13 protein-coding genes are annotated in these 12,306 nt (G+C 69.0%); 6 read left to right on the top strand and 7 right to left on the bottom strand.

Annotation, left to right across the window (positions count from 1 at the left end; all coding sequences use genetic code 11):
• Positions 1-8: 8 nt before the first annotated feature.
• Positions 9-176 (top strand): DUF3117 domain-containing protein, encoded by a 168-nt coding sequence (locus IE660_RS10470; protein WP_203568319.1) that lies wholly within the window; start codon positions 9-11, stop codon positions 174-176.
• A gap of 86 nt (positions 177-262) precedes the next feature.
• Here IE660_RS10470 and glgA read toward each other — a convergent pair whose 3' ends face one another.
• Complete coding sequence (gene glgA / locus IE660_RS10465) at positions 263-1,468, bottom strand: glycogen synthase (RefSeq protein ID WP_203568318.1); 1,206 nt, start codon at positions 1,466-1,468, stop codon at positions 263-265.
• A 116-nt stretch (positions 1,469-1,584) separates the two neighbouring features.
• On the opposite strand from glgA, the gene glgC reads away from it, so the two are divergent.
• Complete coding sequence (gene glgC, locus IE660_RS10460; protein WP_203568317.1) at positions 1,585-2,817, top strand: glucose-1-phosphate adenylyltransferase; 1,233 nt, start codon at positions 1,585-1,587, stop codon at positions 2,815-2,817.
• A gap of 15 nt (positions 2,818-2,832) precedes the next feature.
• Here glgC and IE660_RS10455 read toward each other — a convergent pair whose 3' ends face one another.
• Positions 2,833-3,465, bottom strand: a complete 633-nt coding sequence (locus tag IE660_RS10455; RefSeq protein ID WP_203568316.1) for an O-methyltransferase — start codon at positions 3,463-3,465, stop codon at positions 2,833-2,835.
• A gap of 99 nt (positions 3,466-3,564) precedes the next feature.
• On the opposite strand from IE660_RS10455, the gene IE660_RS10450 reads away from it, so the two are divergent.
• Positions 3,565-3,786, top strand: a complete 222-nt coding sequence (locus tag IE660_RS10450; protein ID WP_203568315.1) for a biotin/lipoyl-binding carrier protein — start codon at positions 3,565-3,567, stop codon at positions 3,784-3,786.
• Positions 3,787-3,801: 15 nt separating this feature from the next.
• Here the strand turns inward: IE660_RS10450 and dapA are convergent, their stop codons facing one another.
• Positions 3,802-4,710 carry a 4-hydroxy-tetrahydrodipicolinate synthase gene (gene dapA / locus IE660_RS10445; RefSeq protein ID WP_203568314.1) on the bottom strand — a complete coding sequence of 303 codons (909 nt, stop codon included), beginning with the start codon at positions 4,708-4,710 and terminating at the stop codon, positions 3,802-3,804.
• 231 nt (positions 4,711-4,941) lie between these two features.
• Between dapA and IE660_RS10440 the strand changes: the two genes are divergently transcribed.
• The 3 genes from IE660_RS10440 (at position 4,942) to IE660_RS10430 (ending at position 7,557) form a co-directional block, all read left to right on the top strand.
• Positions 4,942-5,634 (top strand): sigma-70 family RNA polymerase sigma factor, encoded by a 693-nt coding sequence (locus IE660_RS10440; protein WP_328701925.1) that lies wholly within the window; start codon positions 4,942-4,944, stop codon positions 5,632-5,634.
• On the top strand, positions 5,631-7,052 hold the full coding sequence (locus IE660_RS10435) for an anti-sigma factor family protein (protein WP_203568313.1): 1,422 nt from the start codon (positions 5,631-5,633) through the stop codon (positions 7,050-7,052). Before IE660_RS10440 ends, IE660_RS10435 begins: the two co-directional genes overlap by 4 nt.
• Before the next feature lie 76 nt (positions 7,053-7,128).
• Positions 7,129-7,557, top strand: a complete 429-nt coding sequence (locus IE660_RS10430; RefSeq protein WP_203568312.1) for a sec-independent translocase — start codon at positions 7,129-7,131, stop codon at positions 7,555-7,557.
• A gap of 24 nt (positions 7,558-7,581) precedes the next feature.
• Here IE660_RS10430 and IE660_RS10425 read toward each other — a convergent pair whose 3' ends face one another.
• From IE660_RS10425 to IE660_RS10410, 4 genes are all read right to left on the bottom strand, one after another.
• Positions 7,582-8,742, bottom strand: coding sequence for an Mrp/NBP35 family ATP-binding protein (locus IE660_RS10425; RefSeq protein ID WP_203568311.1), 1,161 nt, complete (start codon positions 8,740-8,742; stop codon positions 7,582-7,584).
• Between the two features lie 139 nt (positions 8,743-8,881).
• On the bottom strand, positions 8,882-10,204 hold the full coding sequence (gene aspS, locus IE660_RS10420; protein WP_203568310.1) for an aspartate--tRNA(Asn) ligase: 1,323 nt from the start codon (positions 10,202-10,204) through the stop codon (positions 8,882-8,884).
• A 264-nt stretch (positions 10,205-10,468) separates the two neighbouring features.
• Positions 10,469-10,966: a DUF1003 domain-containing protein gene (locus IE660_RS10415; protein WP_203568309.1), complete on the bottom strand. Its 498-nt coding sequence runs from the start codon at positions 10,964-10,966 to the stop codon at positions 10,469-10,471.
• Positions 10,963-12,234 (bottom strand): magnesium transporter MgtE N-terminal domain-containing protein, encoded by a 1,272-nt coding sequence (locus tag IE660_RS10410; RefSeq protein WP_203568563.1) that lies wholly within the window; start codon positions 12,232-12,234, stop codon positions 10,963-10,965. The genes IE660_RS10415 and IE660_RS10410 overlap by 4 nt, the downstream gene beginning before the upstream one ends.
• Between the last annotated feature and the right edge of the window lie 72 nt (positions 12,235-12,306).

The following is a 12,306-nucleotide window of genomic DNA, read 5'->3' as shown; positions in this document are numbered from 1 at the left end:
GAGCAGAGATGGCAGCGATGAAGCCCCGTACTGGCGATGGACCCATGGAGGTCACGAAGGAGGGCCGAGGCATCGTCATGCGCGTCCCGGTCGACGGAGGAGGACGTCTGGTCGTCGAGCTCAACGCAGCCGAGGCCACTGACCTGCTGAACTGCCTCAAGGAGGTCGTGGGCTGACGCCCTGACACCCCAGGACGTGAGGAACGGCTCGGATCCCCTTGGGGCTCCGGGCCGTTCCACCTCTCCGGGCGGGGGGGTGAGCGTCAGGCCATGGTGGCCTTGCGCTCGGCGTGGCGGGTCTGGGCGGCCTCGTAGACCGCCACCGTCTCCTGGGCGATCTTGGCCCAGCTGAACTCGTCGATGCAGCGCTGGCGTCCGGCCTTGCCGAACTGCTCGGCCAGTTCGGGGTTGCGGGTCAGCTCGTTGAGTGCCTCGGCGAAGCGGGCCTCGAAGTTGGTGATGAACTCCTCGTCGTCGGCCCTGGCCGGGTCGTAGGGGATGAGCGAGCCGGTCGTCCCGTCGACGACCACCTCGGGAATGCCGCCCACGGCCGAGGCGACCACGGCGGTCTCGCAGGCCATCGCCTCGAGGTTGACGATGCCCAACGGTTCGTAGATCGACGGGCAGGCGAACACGGTGGCGTGCGACAGCACCTGGCGCACCGACGCCCGGGGCAGCATGTCCTGGATCCAGATGACGTTGCCTCCGCGCTCCTGCTTGAGCTCGTCGAACGCCTCCTGGAACTCTGCAGCGATCTCGGGGGTGTCCGGGGCTCCGGCCAGCAGCACCAGCTGGGTCTCCGGGTCGAGCTGGCGAGCAGCACGCACCAGGTGGACGAGGCCCTTCTGCCGGGTGATCCGACCGACGAAGGCCACCGAGGGACGCGAGGGGTCCATGCCGATCTGGTCGAGCACGTCGGTCTCGGCCACCGGCTGGAACTCGTCGGTGTCGATCCCGTTGCGCACCACGTGCACCTTGTCGGGGTCGAGTTCGGGGTAGGACTCGAGCACGCCGGTGCGCATGCCGTCGCTCACCGCGATCACGGCGTCGGCACCCACGTAGGCGGTGCGCTCGGCCCACGACGACAGGGCGTAGCCGCCGCCCAACTGCTCGGCTTTCCACGGACGGTGCGGCTCGAGGGAGTGGGCGCTCACCACGTGCGGGATGTCCTTGAACAGCCCGGCGAGGTGTCCGGCCAGGTTGGCGTACCAGGTGTGGGAGTGCACCACGTCGACGTCGTCGCCGATGGCGGCCACCATCGACAGGTCGGCACCGAACACCCGCAGCGCGGCGTTGGCGCCCTCGGGGTAGTTCTCGGCGTGCGCGGTGGCACCGTCGCGGGGCTCGCCCATGCAGTGCACCTCGACGTCGACGAACTTGCGCAACTGGGGGACGAGTTGGCCGACGTGCACGCCGGCACCGCCGTAGATGTGCGGGGGGTACTCACGGGTGAGGATCGAGACTCGCATGGTTCGATCACACCACACCGCGGCTCTTCGTGTGGCGGCATCGGGTGTGCTCACCCAGCGGGAGTGAAAGCATGGATTCCCTTGTGCTGCGCGCGTGGTCACAATAGGTTCAAGCCATGGTGATGTCGCGTCCCAAGGTGTTGTCCATCGTGCTGGCCGGCGGTGAGGGCAAGCGGCTGATGCCGTTGACCGCTGACCGGGCCAAGCCTGCTGTGCCCTTCGGTGGCACCTACCGCCTGATCGACTTCGTGTTGTCGAACCTGGCGAACTCCGACCTGCGCCAGATCGCAGTGCTCACCCAGTACAAGTCGCACTCGCTCGACCGTCACATCTCGCTGACCTGGCGCATGTCGACGCTGCTGGGAAACTACGTCACCCCGGTGCCGGCGCAGCAGCGTCTGGGCCCCAAGTGGTTCCAGGGCAGCGCCGATGCGATCCACCAGTCGATGAACCTGATCCAGGACGAGGACCCCGACTACGTGGTCGTCTTCGGCGCCGACAACATCTACCGGATGGATGTCGAGGACATGCTCTACAAGCACATCGACTCCGGCCTGGGCTGCACCGTGGCCGGCATCCGGGTGCCGCTGCGTGAGGCCTCGGCCTTCGGCATCATCGACTCCGACCCGTCGGGCAAGATCGAGGAGTTCCTCGAGAAGCCCGACAACCCGCCCGCGCTCCCGGACTCCCCGGACGAGGCCTACGCCTCGATGGGCAACTACGTGTTCACCAAGGACGCACTGGTCACCGCGCTCAACGACGATGCGGCCTCGGAGGACTCCCGCCACGACATGGGCGGCAACATCATTCCCGGCTTCGTCAACGGCGGCGACGCCCAGGTCTACGACTTCACCGTGAACTCGGTGCCGGGTGCCTCCGACAAGGACCGCAACTACTGGCGTGACGTGGGGACGATCGACGCCTACCACGAGGCCCACATGGACCTGGTCAGCGTCGACCCCGAGTTCAACCTGTACAACCCGCACTGGCCGATCTGGTCACACCAGGTGCAGGCCCCGGGTGCGAAGTTCACCCTGCGCGGTACCGCGGAGGACTCGATCGTGTCGCCGGGCTGCATCATCTCCGGCGGTGACGTCGACCGCTGCGTGCTCAGCCCGAACGTGCGCATCCACAAGTGGGCACAGGTCGACTCGTCCATCCTGATGAACGGTGTCGAGATCGGTCGCGGCGCCAAGGTGCACCGCGCCATCCTCGACAAGAACGTCAAGGTGCCCGACGGTGTCGAGATCGGCATCAACCACGATCACGACCGCGCTCGTGGCTTCACCGTCTCTGACAGTGGCGTCACCGTGGTCGGCAAGGGTGTGAGCATCCCGCAGCACTGGTGAGCGGGCGCGCTGGCGTCAATCCTTGACGGCGACCAGCAGTCCGTCACCGACCGGCAGCAGGCTGGCGGTGAAGTGCTCGGTGTCGATCACCGACTGCAGTGCCTCGCGCAGGATGACGGCCTCGTCGTCCTCGTTGTCGGGGTCGGCGACCGCGCCACCCCACAGCACCTGGTTGAGCACCACGACGCCGCCATGGCGCAGCAACCGCAGCGCCTGAGCGACGTACTCGGGGTACTCGAGCTTGTCACCGTCGATCAGGACGAGGTCATAGGCACCGTCGCGCAGCTTGGGCAGCACCTCGAGGGCGTCGCCGGCGATCAGCCGGAACCGGTTGCTGGGCAGACCGGCGGCGGTGAACAGCTTGCGCGCCGAGGCCTGGCGGTCAGCCTCGGAGTCGATCGAGGTGATCACGCCGTCGGAGGCCATGCCCTTGAACAGCGCCAGCCCGCAGGCACCTGCGCCGGTGCCGATCTCGACCACGTGGCGGGCATCGATCGCCTTGGCCACGAAGGTGAGTGCGCTCAGGGTGCCGGCCGACGTCGGCGGCAGGCCGAGGGCAGCCGACTCCTCACGGGCCGCGATGAGGTGCTCGTCGAGTTCGACGAAGTCCTCTGCGAAGCCCCACGAACGAGCATCCACTGCAGTCATTCCACTGTCACCTTCCACGAGGCTTCCACCGAGGTCAACGCCGTCAGCCTAGCGTTACACTGGCCGCTGTCGTAGGGCCAGCTGCACAAGGAGGGCGCCATGAGCCACGTGGTCAGCGCGGAGATCGTCGCCAACGTGATGTCGATCGAGGTCGAGGTGGGCGCCACCGTCAAGGCGGACGATGCCCTGCTGGTGCTCGAGTCGATGAAGATGGAGATCCCGGTGCTCGCCGAAGTCGACGGCACCGTCACCGCTGTCTACGTGACCCCCGGCGACGTCGTCCACGACGGCGACCCGCTGGCCCTGGTCACCCCGGCCTGACCGGCCGGTCCTGGGTCAGGCCAGGTCTGACACCGCAGGCGTCGCAGCCAGCGCCGAGCGCAGCTTGGCCAAGTCGGCGTCGTCGGAGGTCACCAGCGGCATGCGCACCATCGGCTCACTGATCACCCCGAGCTCGGCCATGGCCGCCTTGGCCATGATCGCGCCCTGCGAGGTGTTCATGATCGCCTCGGTCAACGGCACCAAGGCCCGGTGGATCGTCCGAGCCCGGTCGAGGTCGCCCGAGCTCACGGCCTCGACCATCGCCCGGTAGTGACCGGCCGCCACGTGGCCGACGACGCTCACCACGCCGACAGCGCCCAGCGCCAGCAGGGCGAGGTTCATCTCGTCCGCGCCGCTGTACCAGGCCAGGTCGGTCTCGGCCATCACCTTGGTCGCGGCCCACAGGTCGCACTTGGCGTCCTTGACCGCCATGATCTGGGGATGCTTGGCGAGTTCGAGCAGGGTGGGGGTCGCGTACGGAATCCCGGTGCGCCCCGGGATGTCGTAGAGCATGATCGGCAACTCGGTGGCATCGGCCACCGCGGTGCAGTGGGCGATGAGGCCACGCTGGGTGGGCTTGTTGTAGTAGGGCGAGACCAGCAACCCGGCATCGGCCCCCATGTCGAGGGCGGCCTTGGCCAGGTGCACCGCGTGCGCGGTGTCGTTCGAGCCGATCCCGGCGACCACCTTGGCGCGTCCGGCCAGGTGGCTGGCCACCACCGCGATGATCTCGATGCTCTCGTCGGTGGTCAGCGTGGACGACTCACCGGTGGTGCCGTTCACCACGATGCCGTCACAGCCCGACTCGACCAGGTGGTCGGCGAGCTTGCGCGCATCGTCCAGGTGCAGCGACCCGTCGGCCTTCATCGGGGTCACCATCGCGACCAGGCAGGTGCCGAACGGGGACGTGGTCTCGGTGCTCATGGTGTCGATTCTTGCCCATCCGGTGCCAGATTCCGAGCACCGTCCCACGGATGCCCCCTGACGGTGACTGCTCGCCGAGCAGAAAGTGCGCCCCGCGAGGCAACCATTTGGCCCGCCCGAGCGTTGTAAGGGTGAGTCGCCTGTGCGGTCGTGCTGGGGAGTTGCGACCTCACAGGTGGCTCTCAGGCTCCTGAGGCATGATGGACAGCACGGCAGGGTCGGGTTGGCCTCATGCACCCGATCCCCAACCCAGAGGCGGCGGGTCAGCAGATGTTCGGCACCAGACGGCGCACGAACGATCCTGCCCCCACGTCGCCGGAGTGGACGACCCCCACCTGGGAGGAACTCGTCCGCGAGCACTCCGACATGGTCTACCGCGTCGCCCTGCGCCTGACCGGCAACCCCCACGACGCCGAGGACCTCACCCAGGACGTCTTCGTGCGAGCCTTCCGCTCGATCCACGACTTCGAGCCGGGCACCCTCACCGGGTGGCTGCGACGGATCACCACCAACCTGTTCCTCGACCAGGCCCGGCGCCGGCAGCGGATCCGGTTCGACCCGATGGCCGAAGCCCAGGAACGCATCGAGGCGTCGGCGCCCGGACCGGCCCAGACAGCCATCGAGGCGACGCTCGACCACGACATCGCCCGGGCCATGGCCGAGCTGCCCCCCGACGTGCGAGTCGCCGTCGTGCTGTGTGACGTCGAGGGTCTGAGCTACGACGAGATCGCCACCATCACCGACAGTTCGCTGGCCACCGTACGCAGCCGCATCCAGCGCGGCCGCAGCAAGTTGCGCACCCTGCTCGCGCACCGTCGTCCCCAACCCGGCCACGCCCACGTCATGGGCGCCCCGGACGAACTGCCCGGCCAGGCCCGCGACCTCGAACCCGACGCCTTCATCGACGAGGTGCTGCGTCGATGATCCGCCGCCAGAGCCCGTGCACCGACATCAGCGCCGACTTCGACGCCCTGCTCGACGAGAGCCTGCCCGACATTCGTCTGGACGAGGTGCGCGCCCACCTCGCCGAGTGTGACGACTGCTCCGCCGCGCTGGTGCAGCACCACGGCCTGCGCCGCATCCTGGCCGCTGCCCCCGAACCCCGCGCGCCGCAGGAGCTGTGCCAGCGACTGACCACGATCGCGGGGGAGTCGTCCGATCGTCCGTTGTGGATGGCAGGGATCGGACGCGGGCAACTCGACTCCCCACGCACCCGCCGCAAGGTGCGCCTGGCCACCGGGTCGGTGGCCGTGCTGATGGTGTCGGTGATGGTCTTCGGGCTGGGCCTGGTGCTCGCGCCCACACTGCCGACGGTGGCCGATGTGGACGCGGTCGCCAGCCTCGAGTACGACCTGTCGGTCGGCTCGGGCCCGGTGGCCGGTGCCGTCAGCGCCGTGCAGGCCACCTCACCGCACCTGCTGGCCACCACCCCCCAGGTCGACTCGCCACGCCTGGTCTCGGAGATCGACTGGCGCGTCATCGACGCCCACGCCGCCAGGGCACTGCTCGACCATGCCTCAGAGCCCACCGTCGGCTACCGCGGCGTGCAGCGGGTGGTGCTGGGCAACGGTGCCGACTTCGTCGTCGCTGCGGTCGAGGTGAGCCAACCGCTGGGCGAGCCGCTGACCGTCACCGTGCTCGACCGTCAGGGCGACCCGATCAACTCGGGGCTGCTCTCGATCCGTGGCGGGGCCGACCAGCCAGTGCTGCCCGCCGGCAGCGTGTCGTTCCAGCAGGCGCCCGGGGGCCAGATCTCTGGTGTGGTGACCACGGTGATCGAGGCACACCGCAGCGACGGCTCGTTGGCCGCCCGCTGGTGGATCGCCGAGGCGCTGGGCCTGGTGATGTGGAGCGAGTCGTTCGACACCGACCAGAACGTCGTCCGCTCGGCCGGGTTCACCTCGTTCGCCGAGACCTCGGGTGAGTCGGCCAGCAGCCAGTTGAGGCTCAGCCTCGCCAGCCAGACCGTCACCGGGGCACACGGACGAGTCTGTGAGGACGGTTTCACCTGCGCCACCGACCTGGCCGGCCTGCCGCTGATCGAGCTGCGCGCCGACTCGGCCAAGCACCCCATGGTGGTCTGCGCGCTCTACGGCAAGGGCGATGTGCGGGTCAGCGTGCTGATGCGTCGCGGCCACCTCGGTGCCCAGGGCCCCGGCTACGGGCTGAGCCCCGACCGATCCGTGCTGTCGTGGCAGTCGGGCACCGTGGTCTACGCGGTCACCACCAATGGCGGCCCGGGCGTGGCCAAGGCGGTTTCGGACGAGTTGCCGCACGAGCCGGCTGTGCGCAACACGGTCTGGCAGCGCGCGCGGATGGGGCTCGAACGGCTCTTCGGCTGAGCGTCGCGGGGCGCTCGCGACCCACCGTGGACGGGCAGACGGGCACTCCTTGGCCCATCCGGATAACCTGTGAGATGTGTTCGACGTAGGCGCCCCCGAGTTCATCGTTCTCGTGGTGCTCGCGATCATCTTCTTCGGCCCCGAGAAGATCCCCGAGATGGCGCGCAAGGGGGCCAAGATCGTCCACTTCCTGCGCGGAGTCGCCAACCAGGCGACCAGCCAGCTCAAGGACGAACTGGGCCCCGAGTACGCCCACCTCACCGCGGCCGACCTGAACCCCAAGACGTTCATCCAGAAGCACCTGTTCGACGACCTGCAGGAAGAGCTCAAGGAGATCAAGGACGATCTCGCCGAGATCAAGGGTGACCTTGAGGCCGACGCTGCCGACCTCAAGAGCATCGGCAGCGAGATCGATGCCGACCTGGCCGCCGACGGTGCGACCGCGACCGTGGCAGCCGCGGCGACCCCGACCCGCAAGGTGCCGTTCGACGACGAGGCCACCTGACCTCGTCACCGAACTTCTGGTTCGTCAGCCGTTGACGCTGAGGCCCAGCGGCATGCCCACCAGCCCACGCGGGCGGGTGTCGATGCCGGCAGCCAGTGCGCTGATCGCCTGCGCGGACGCCGACTCGGGATCTGCCAGCACGATCGGGTCACCCGCGTCGCCACCCTCACGCAGGGCCGGCTCGAGCGGGATCTGGCCCAACAGGTCGACGTCGTAACCGAGTCGTTCGGTGAGCACCTCGGCCACCTTCTGGCCGCCACCCTCACCGAACAGCGCCACCCGGTGGGTCTGCTCGCAGTGCGGGCAGGCGGTCTCGAGGTAGGACATGTTCTCGACCACACCGATCACCCGCTGGCGCATGATGCCGGCCATGCTGCCGGCGCGCTCGGCGACCTCACTGGCCGCCGGCTGCGGGGTGGTGACCACCAGCACCTCGGAGTTGGGAATCTTCTGGCCCAGGCTCATCGCGACGTCGCCGGTGCCGGGGGGCAGGTCGAGCACCAGGTAGTCCAGGTCGCCCCAGTAGACGTCGGCCAGCAACTGGGTGAGGGCCCGGTCGAGGATCGGACCTCGCCAGGCGATCACCTGGTCGCGGCTGGGCTTGAGCATGCCGACGCTGATCACCTTGAGCCCGCCAGGGCCGGGCACCGGCATGATCATGTCGTCGACCGGGGTGGGGCGGGCATCGCCCAGGCCGAGCATGTCGGGAATGGAGTGGCCGTAGATGTCGGCGTCGAGCACGCCGACGCTTCGTCCGCGTGCGGCCAGGGCGAGGGCCAGGTTGACCGTCAGCGACGACTTGCCTACGCCGCCCTTGCCCGAGGCGATGGCGATCACCTTGGTCAGGTTGCCGGGCTCGGCGAACGGGATCACCCGCTCGGGCTGGCCGCCACGCAGCATCTGGCGCAGGGCCGAGCGCTGCTCGTCGTTCATCACGCCCATCACCACGCGCACCGACTCGACACCCTCGACCGCGCCGACGGCGTTGACCACGTCACGCTCGATCGTGCTGCGCAGCGGGCACCCCTGGGTGGTGAGCAGCACCGTGACCGTCACGTTCGCGTCCTCGCCCACCTCGATCGCGTCGACCATGCCCAGGTCGGTGATCGGTCGGCGGATCTCGGGATCGATCACCGAGTGCAGCGAGGCACGAATCGAGGGAAGCAGCGGGTGCGCGTCAGTCATGGGTCTGGTCTACCCGGGGTCGCCGCGGTAAGCAAACGGGCTGCGGTGATGGTTTCGTGCCACACGATCGGCGAAATCGACTGAATCGGGGCCGATCCGGCCATCGCGTGGCACGAAACCATCACGATCCGTCTCAGGATCAGGGGCTGACCCGGTGCAGATCGCGCGGGAACAGGGTCACCCGGCGCACGTTGTCGGCCCCCACCAGCCGCGCGGTGAACCGCTCCAGCCCGATCGCGAAGCCGCCATGGGGTGGCATGCCGTGCTCGAACGCCTGCAGGTAGTCGGCGTAGGCCTCGGGTGACTCGCCACGGGCAGTGATCGCGGCCAGGTAGTCGGCGTGCCGGTGCAGCCGCTGGCCCCCGGTCACCAACTCCAGCCCCCGGAACAGCAGGTCGAACGAGTTCGACCAGTGCGGGTCGTCGGGCTGGGGATGGGTGTAGAACGGGCGCCTCACCATCGGATAGCCCTCGACCGCCACGAACTGCGAGCCGTGCTCGCGCTGCGCCCACTCACCCAACGCCCGTTCGTGGGCCGGGGCGAGGTCAGGTTCGTCCTCGGGCGCACCGACCAGGGCCAACGCATCACGAAAGTGGATGACCGGGAACTCCTCGGGCACCTGAGGCACCTCGAGGCCGAGCAGGTGTGCAGCGCGGCTCGCCGCCACCTCGTCCACCATCGCCGAGACCGTCCGCCGCAGCACCTCGAGCACGTCGCGGTGGTCGTCGATGAAGCCGACCTCGGCGTCGAGCGAGACGTACTCGGCCAAGTGGCGCACGGTGTCGTGGGGCTCGGCGCGAAACACCGGACCAACCTCGTGCACCCGCTCGAACACCCCCACCATCTGCTGCTTGTAGAACTGCGGCGACTGGGCGAGGTAGGCCGGCTGGCCGAAGTAGTCGAGCTTGAACACGTTGGCGCCCGACTCGGTGGCGTTGGCCACGATCTTCGGGGTCTGGATCTCGGACGAGCCCTGGGCCTCCATGCCGCGTCGGAAGCCACGCATGGCTGCCGACGACAGTTCCCACAACGCCTTCTGCCGGGGGTGTCGCCAGGCGACCGGGGCCCGGTCGAGCAACTGCGGCAGCGATGCCCCCGGGTCGGGTCGCCACAACTCCAGCCCGGTGGCCTCGGTGGTGGGGGAGAGCACCGTGATGGTCGGGGATGTGACCTCGACACCTCCGGGTGCGGCGGGGTTGGCCGTGGCGGTGCCGGTGACCTCGAGCACCGACTCCTCCGAGGCGTGCACGGTGGCAGCCTCGTCCGGCGTGAGCACCACCTGGGCCAGGCCGGTGCGGTCGCGCACGATGAGGAAGCTGACCCGGGACAGGTCGCGGCGACGATGCAGCCAGCCCTGCAGCCTCACCGTGGCTCCCGGTGGGCAGTCACTGAGCTCGGCAGCGAGCACGCGGGGCGTGGCATGGGGTCGGGACGACAGCGTCGTCTGGACGGGTTGTTGCATAAGGAGTTCACCTCCAGTTCGGCGTGGAGCCCTGGAGGTGTGGGCGGGGGCCAGATCGCGGTGCCACCACACCTTCGTCGGCATGACGCCGACCTCGTGGCCTCAGGCGGCCAACCAGTCCCGGCTCCGGGAGGTGTCTTCGCGTGGGGGTCTGCTCACCGCCATCTCAGCCACGGCGGTTCTCTGTGCAGCAGTGCCCCCGGCTACTTGGTCTCCCGTCGGACGCCGGTGCTGGGGCTCAGCGTACACACCCACGACGCTCGATCAGCCGGCGTTGTCGTCGCGGCGGTCGAGCTCGGCCAGCAGGTCGCGCAGCTCGGCACGCAACTCCGAGCGGATGTAGTCGCGGGTGGCGAGTTCGCCGATGCCCATCCGGATGCTGGCGATCTCGCGGGCCAGGAAGTCCATGTCGGCGCGGGTCTGGGCGGCCACGCGACGGTCCTCGTCCAGCGCGAACCGGTCACGGGCCTCCTGCCGGTTCTGGGCCAACAGGATCAGTGGCGCGGCGTAGCTGGCCTGGGTCGAGAAGAACAGGTTGAGCAGGATGAACGGGTAGGGGTCCCAGCGGAAGCCGAACAACCCGACCACGTTGAACACGACCCACACGATCACGAAGATCGTCATCCAGATCAGAAACTGCGGGGTGCCCATCACCCGGGCCACCCACTCGGCGAACCGACCGAAGGTCTCGGTGTCGAGCGAGACCTTCGGACGACGGAACCGGCTCACCCGGCCGGGAGTGTCGAGACGCTGCTCACTCATGACAACTCATCGGGGTCGGTGCCGTCCATCTGGTCGCCACGCCAGTCCTCGGGAAGCATGTGGTCGAGCACGTCGTCCACCGCGACCGCGCCGACCAGTCGTCCATCACCGTCGACCACCGGCGCTACCACCAGGTTGTAGGTGGCGAAGAACCGGCTCACCTCGGCCAGGCTGTCGTCGGGTGACATCGGCTCGAGCCCGGAGTCGACCAGCCCTGCGGCCAGCACCGACGGCGGCTCGCGCAGCAGGCGCTGGGTGTGCACCGCCCCCAGGAAGCGCCCGGTCGGGGTCTCCAGCGGTGATCGGCAGATGAACACCATCGAGGCCAGCGCCGGCGACAGGTCCTCGGCGCGCACGTGCGCGAGGGCGTCGGCGACGGTGGCGTCGGCGCCCAGGATCACGGGCTCGGGCGTCATCATCGCGCCGGCGGTGAAGTCGTCGTAGGCCAGCAGGGCACGCACGTCCTCGGCGTCGTCGGGTTCCATGCGCTGCAGCAGGTCCTCGGCGATCGCCTCGGGCAGTTCCTTGATCAGGTCGGCGGCGTCGTCGGGGTCCATCTCCTCGAGCACGTCGGCGGCACGCTCGACCTCGAGGGCCTGGATCAGCGCCACCTGCTCGTCCTCGGGCAGTTCCTCGATCGCGTTGGCGAGTTGCTCGTCGTCCAGAGCGTGGACGACCTCGACCAGGCGTTTCTCGGGCAGGTCGTGCAGTTCGCGGGCGATGTCGGCAGGCTTCATGTCGGCCAACCGCGCCATCAGGTGGTCGGTCGACTGCTCGGCGGTGTGGACGAGTTCGGGGATCTGTGACCAGGGCACCTGGACGACCGGCCCGCTGCGTCCGATCCGGAACCGGCTGGCCGGTGTGACCTCGCGCAGTGCCACCTGGGTGAGCTCCCACTCACGGCTTCGCACCTCGCGCATCGCGACGTCGTGGATGCGCGACGGTGCCTGCCCGGGACGATCGACGCGGCGGTCGAACAGGTCGTCGATGACCAGTTGCTCACCGCTTCGGCGCTGGAAGGCCCGGGTGTCGACGGTGCCCTGGATGGCCACCTGGGTGGGGTCGATGGCGTGCACCCGGTTCATCGGGATGAAGATCCGGCGCCGCCCCATCAGTTCGACCACCAGGCCGCGGGCGCGGGGAGCGCGACGGTTGGCGCGGCGCTGCACGACCACGTCACGCACCTTGCCCACCGGGTCACCGGAGGCGTCGAGCACCGGCAGACCCCGGGTGCGCGAGATGAAGATCGACGAGCTCACCGGTCCAATCTAGTGCGAGCCGCCGATTCCGGGCAGCGAGCCCGGCGGGGCGTCGTCTGCGCCGGGTCCGGTCCGGGCCTC

This window comes from Aestuariimicrobium ganziense (genome assembly GCF_015352975.1).
Taxonomy (GTDB): domain Bacteria; phylum Actinomycetota; class Actinomycetes; order Propionibacteriales; family Propionibacteriaceae; genus Aestuariimicrobium; species Aestuariimicrobium ganziense.
Note: the sequence above shows the minus strand (reverse complement) of the source record. Positions and strands in the feature narration are given on the sequence as shown.

Bases quoted from the DNA above. Each gene is read 5' to 3' on its own strand.
- IE660_RS10470 (WP_203568319.1), top strand. From the start codon at position 9: ATGGCAGCGATGAAGCCCCGTACTGGCGATGGACCCATGGAGGTCACG.
- glgA (WP_203568318.1), bottom strand. From the start codon at position 1,468: ATGCGAGTCTCGATCCTCACCCGTGAGTACCCCCCGCACATCTACGGC.
- glgC (WP_203568317.1), top strand. From the start codon at position 1,585: ATGGTGATGTCGCGTCCCAAGGTGTTGTCCATCGTGCTGGCCGGCGGT.
- IE660_RS10455 (WP_203568316.1), bottom strand. From the start codon at position 3,465: ATGACTGCAGTGGATGCTCGTTCGTGGGGCTTCGCAGAGGACTTCGTC.
- IE660_RS10450 (WP_203568315.1), top strand. From the start codon at position 3,565: ATGAGCCACGTGGTCAGCGCGGAGATCGTCGCCAACGTGATGTCGATC.
- dapA (WP_203568314.1), bottom strand. From the start codon at position 4,710: ATGAGCACCGAGACCACGTCCCCGTTCGGCACCTGCCTGGTCGCGATG.
- IE660_RS10440 (WP_328701925.1), top strand. From the start codon at position 4,942: ATGCACCCGATCCCCAACCCAGAGGCGGCGGGTCAGCAGATGTTCGGC.
- IE660_RS10435 (WP_203568313.1), top strand. From the start codon at position 5,631: ATGATCCGCCGCCAGAGCCCGTGCACCGACATCAGCGCCGACTTCGAC.
- IE660_RS10425 (WP_203568311.1), bottom strand. From the start codon at position 8,742: ATGACTGACGCGCACCCGCTGCTTCCCTCGATTCGTGCCTCGCTGCAC.
- aspS (WP_203568310.1), bottom strand. From the start codon at position 10,204: ATGCAACAACCCGTCCAGACGACGCTGTCGTCCCGACCCCATGCCACG.
- IE660_RS10415 (WP_203568309.1), bottom strand. From the start codon at position 10,966: ATGAGTGAGCAGCGTCTCGACACTCCCGGCCGGGTGAGCCGGTTCCGT.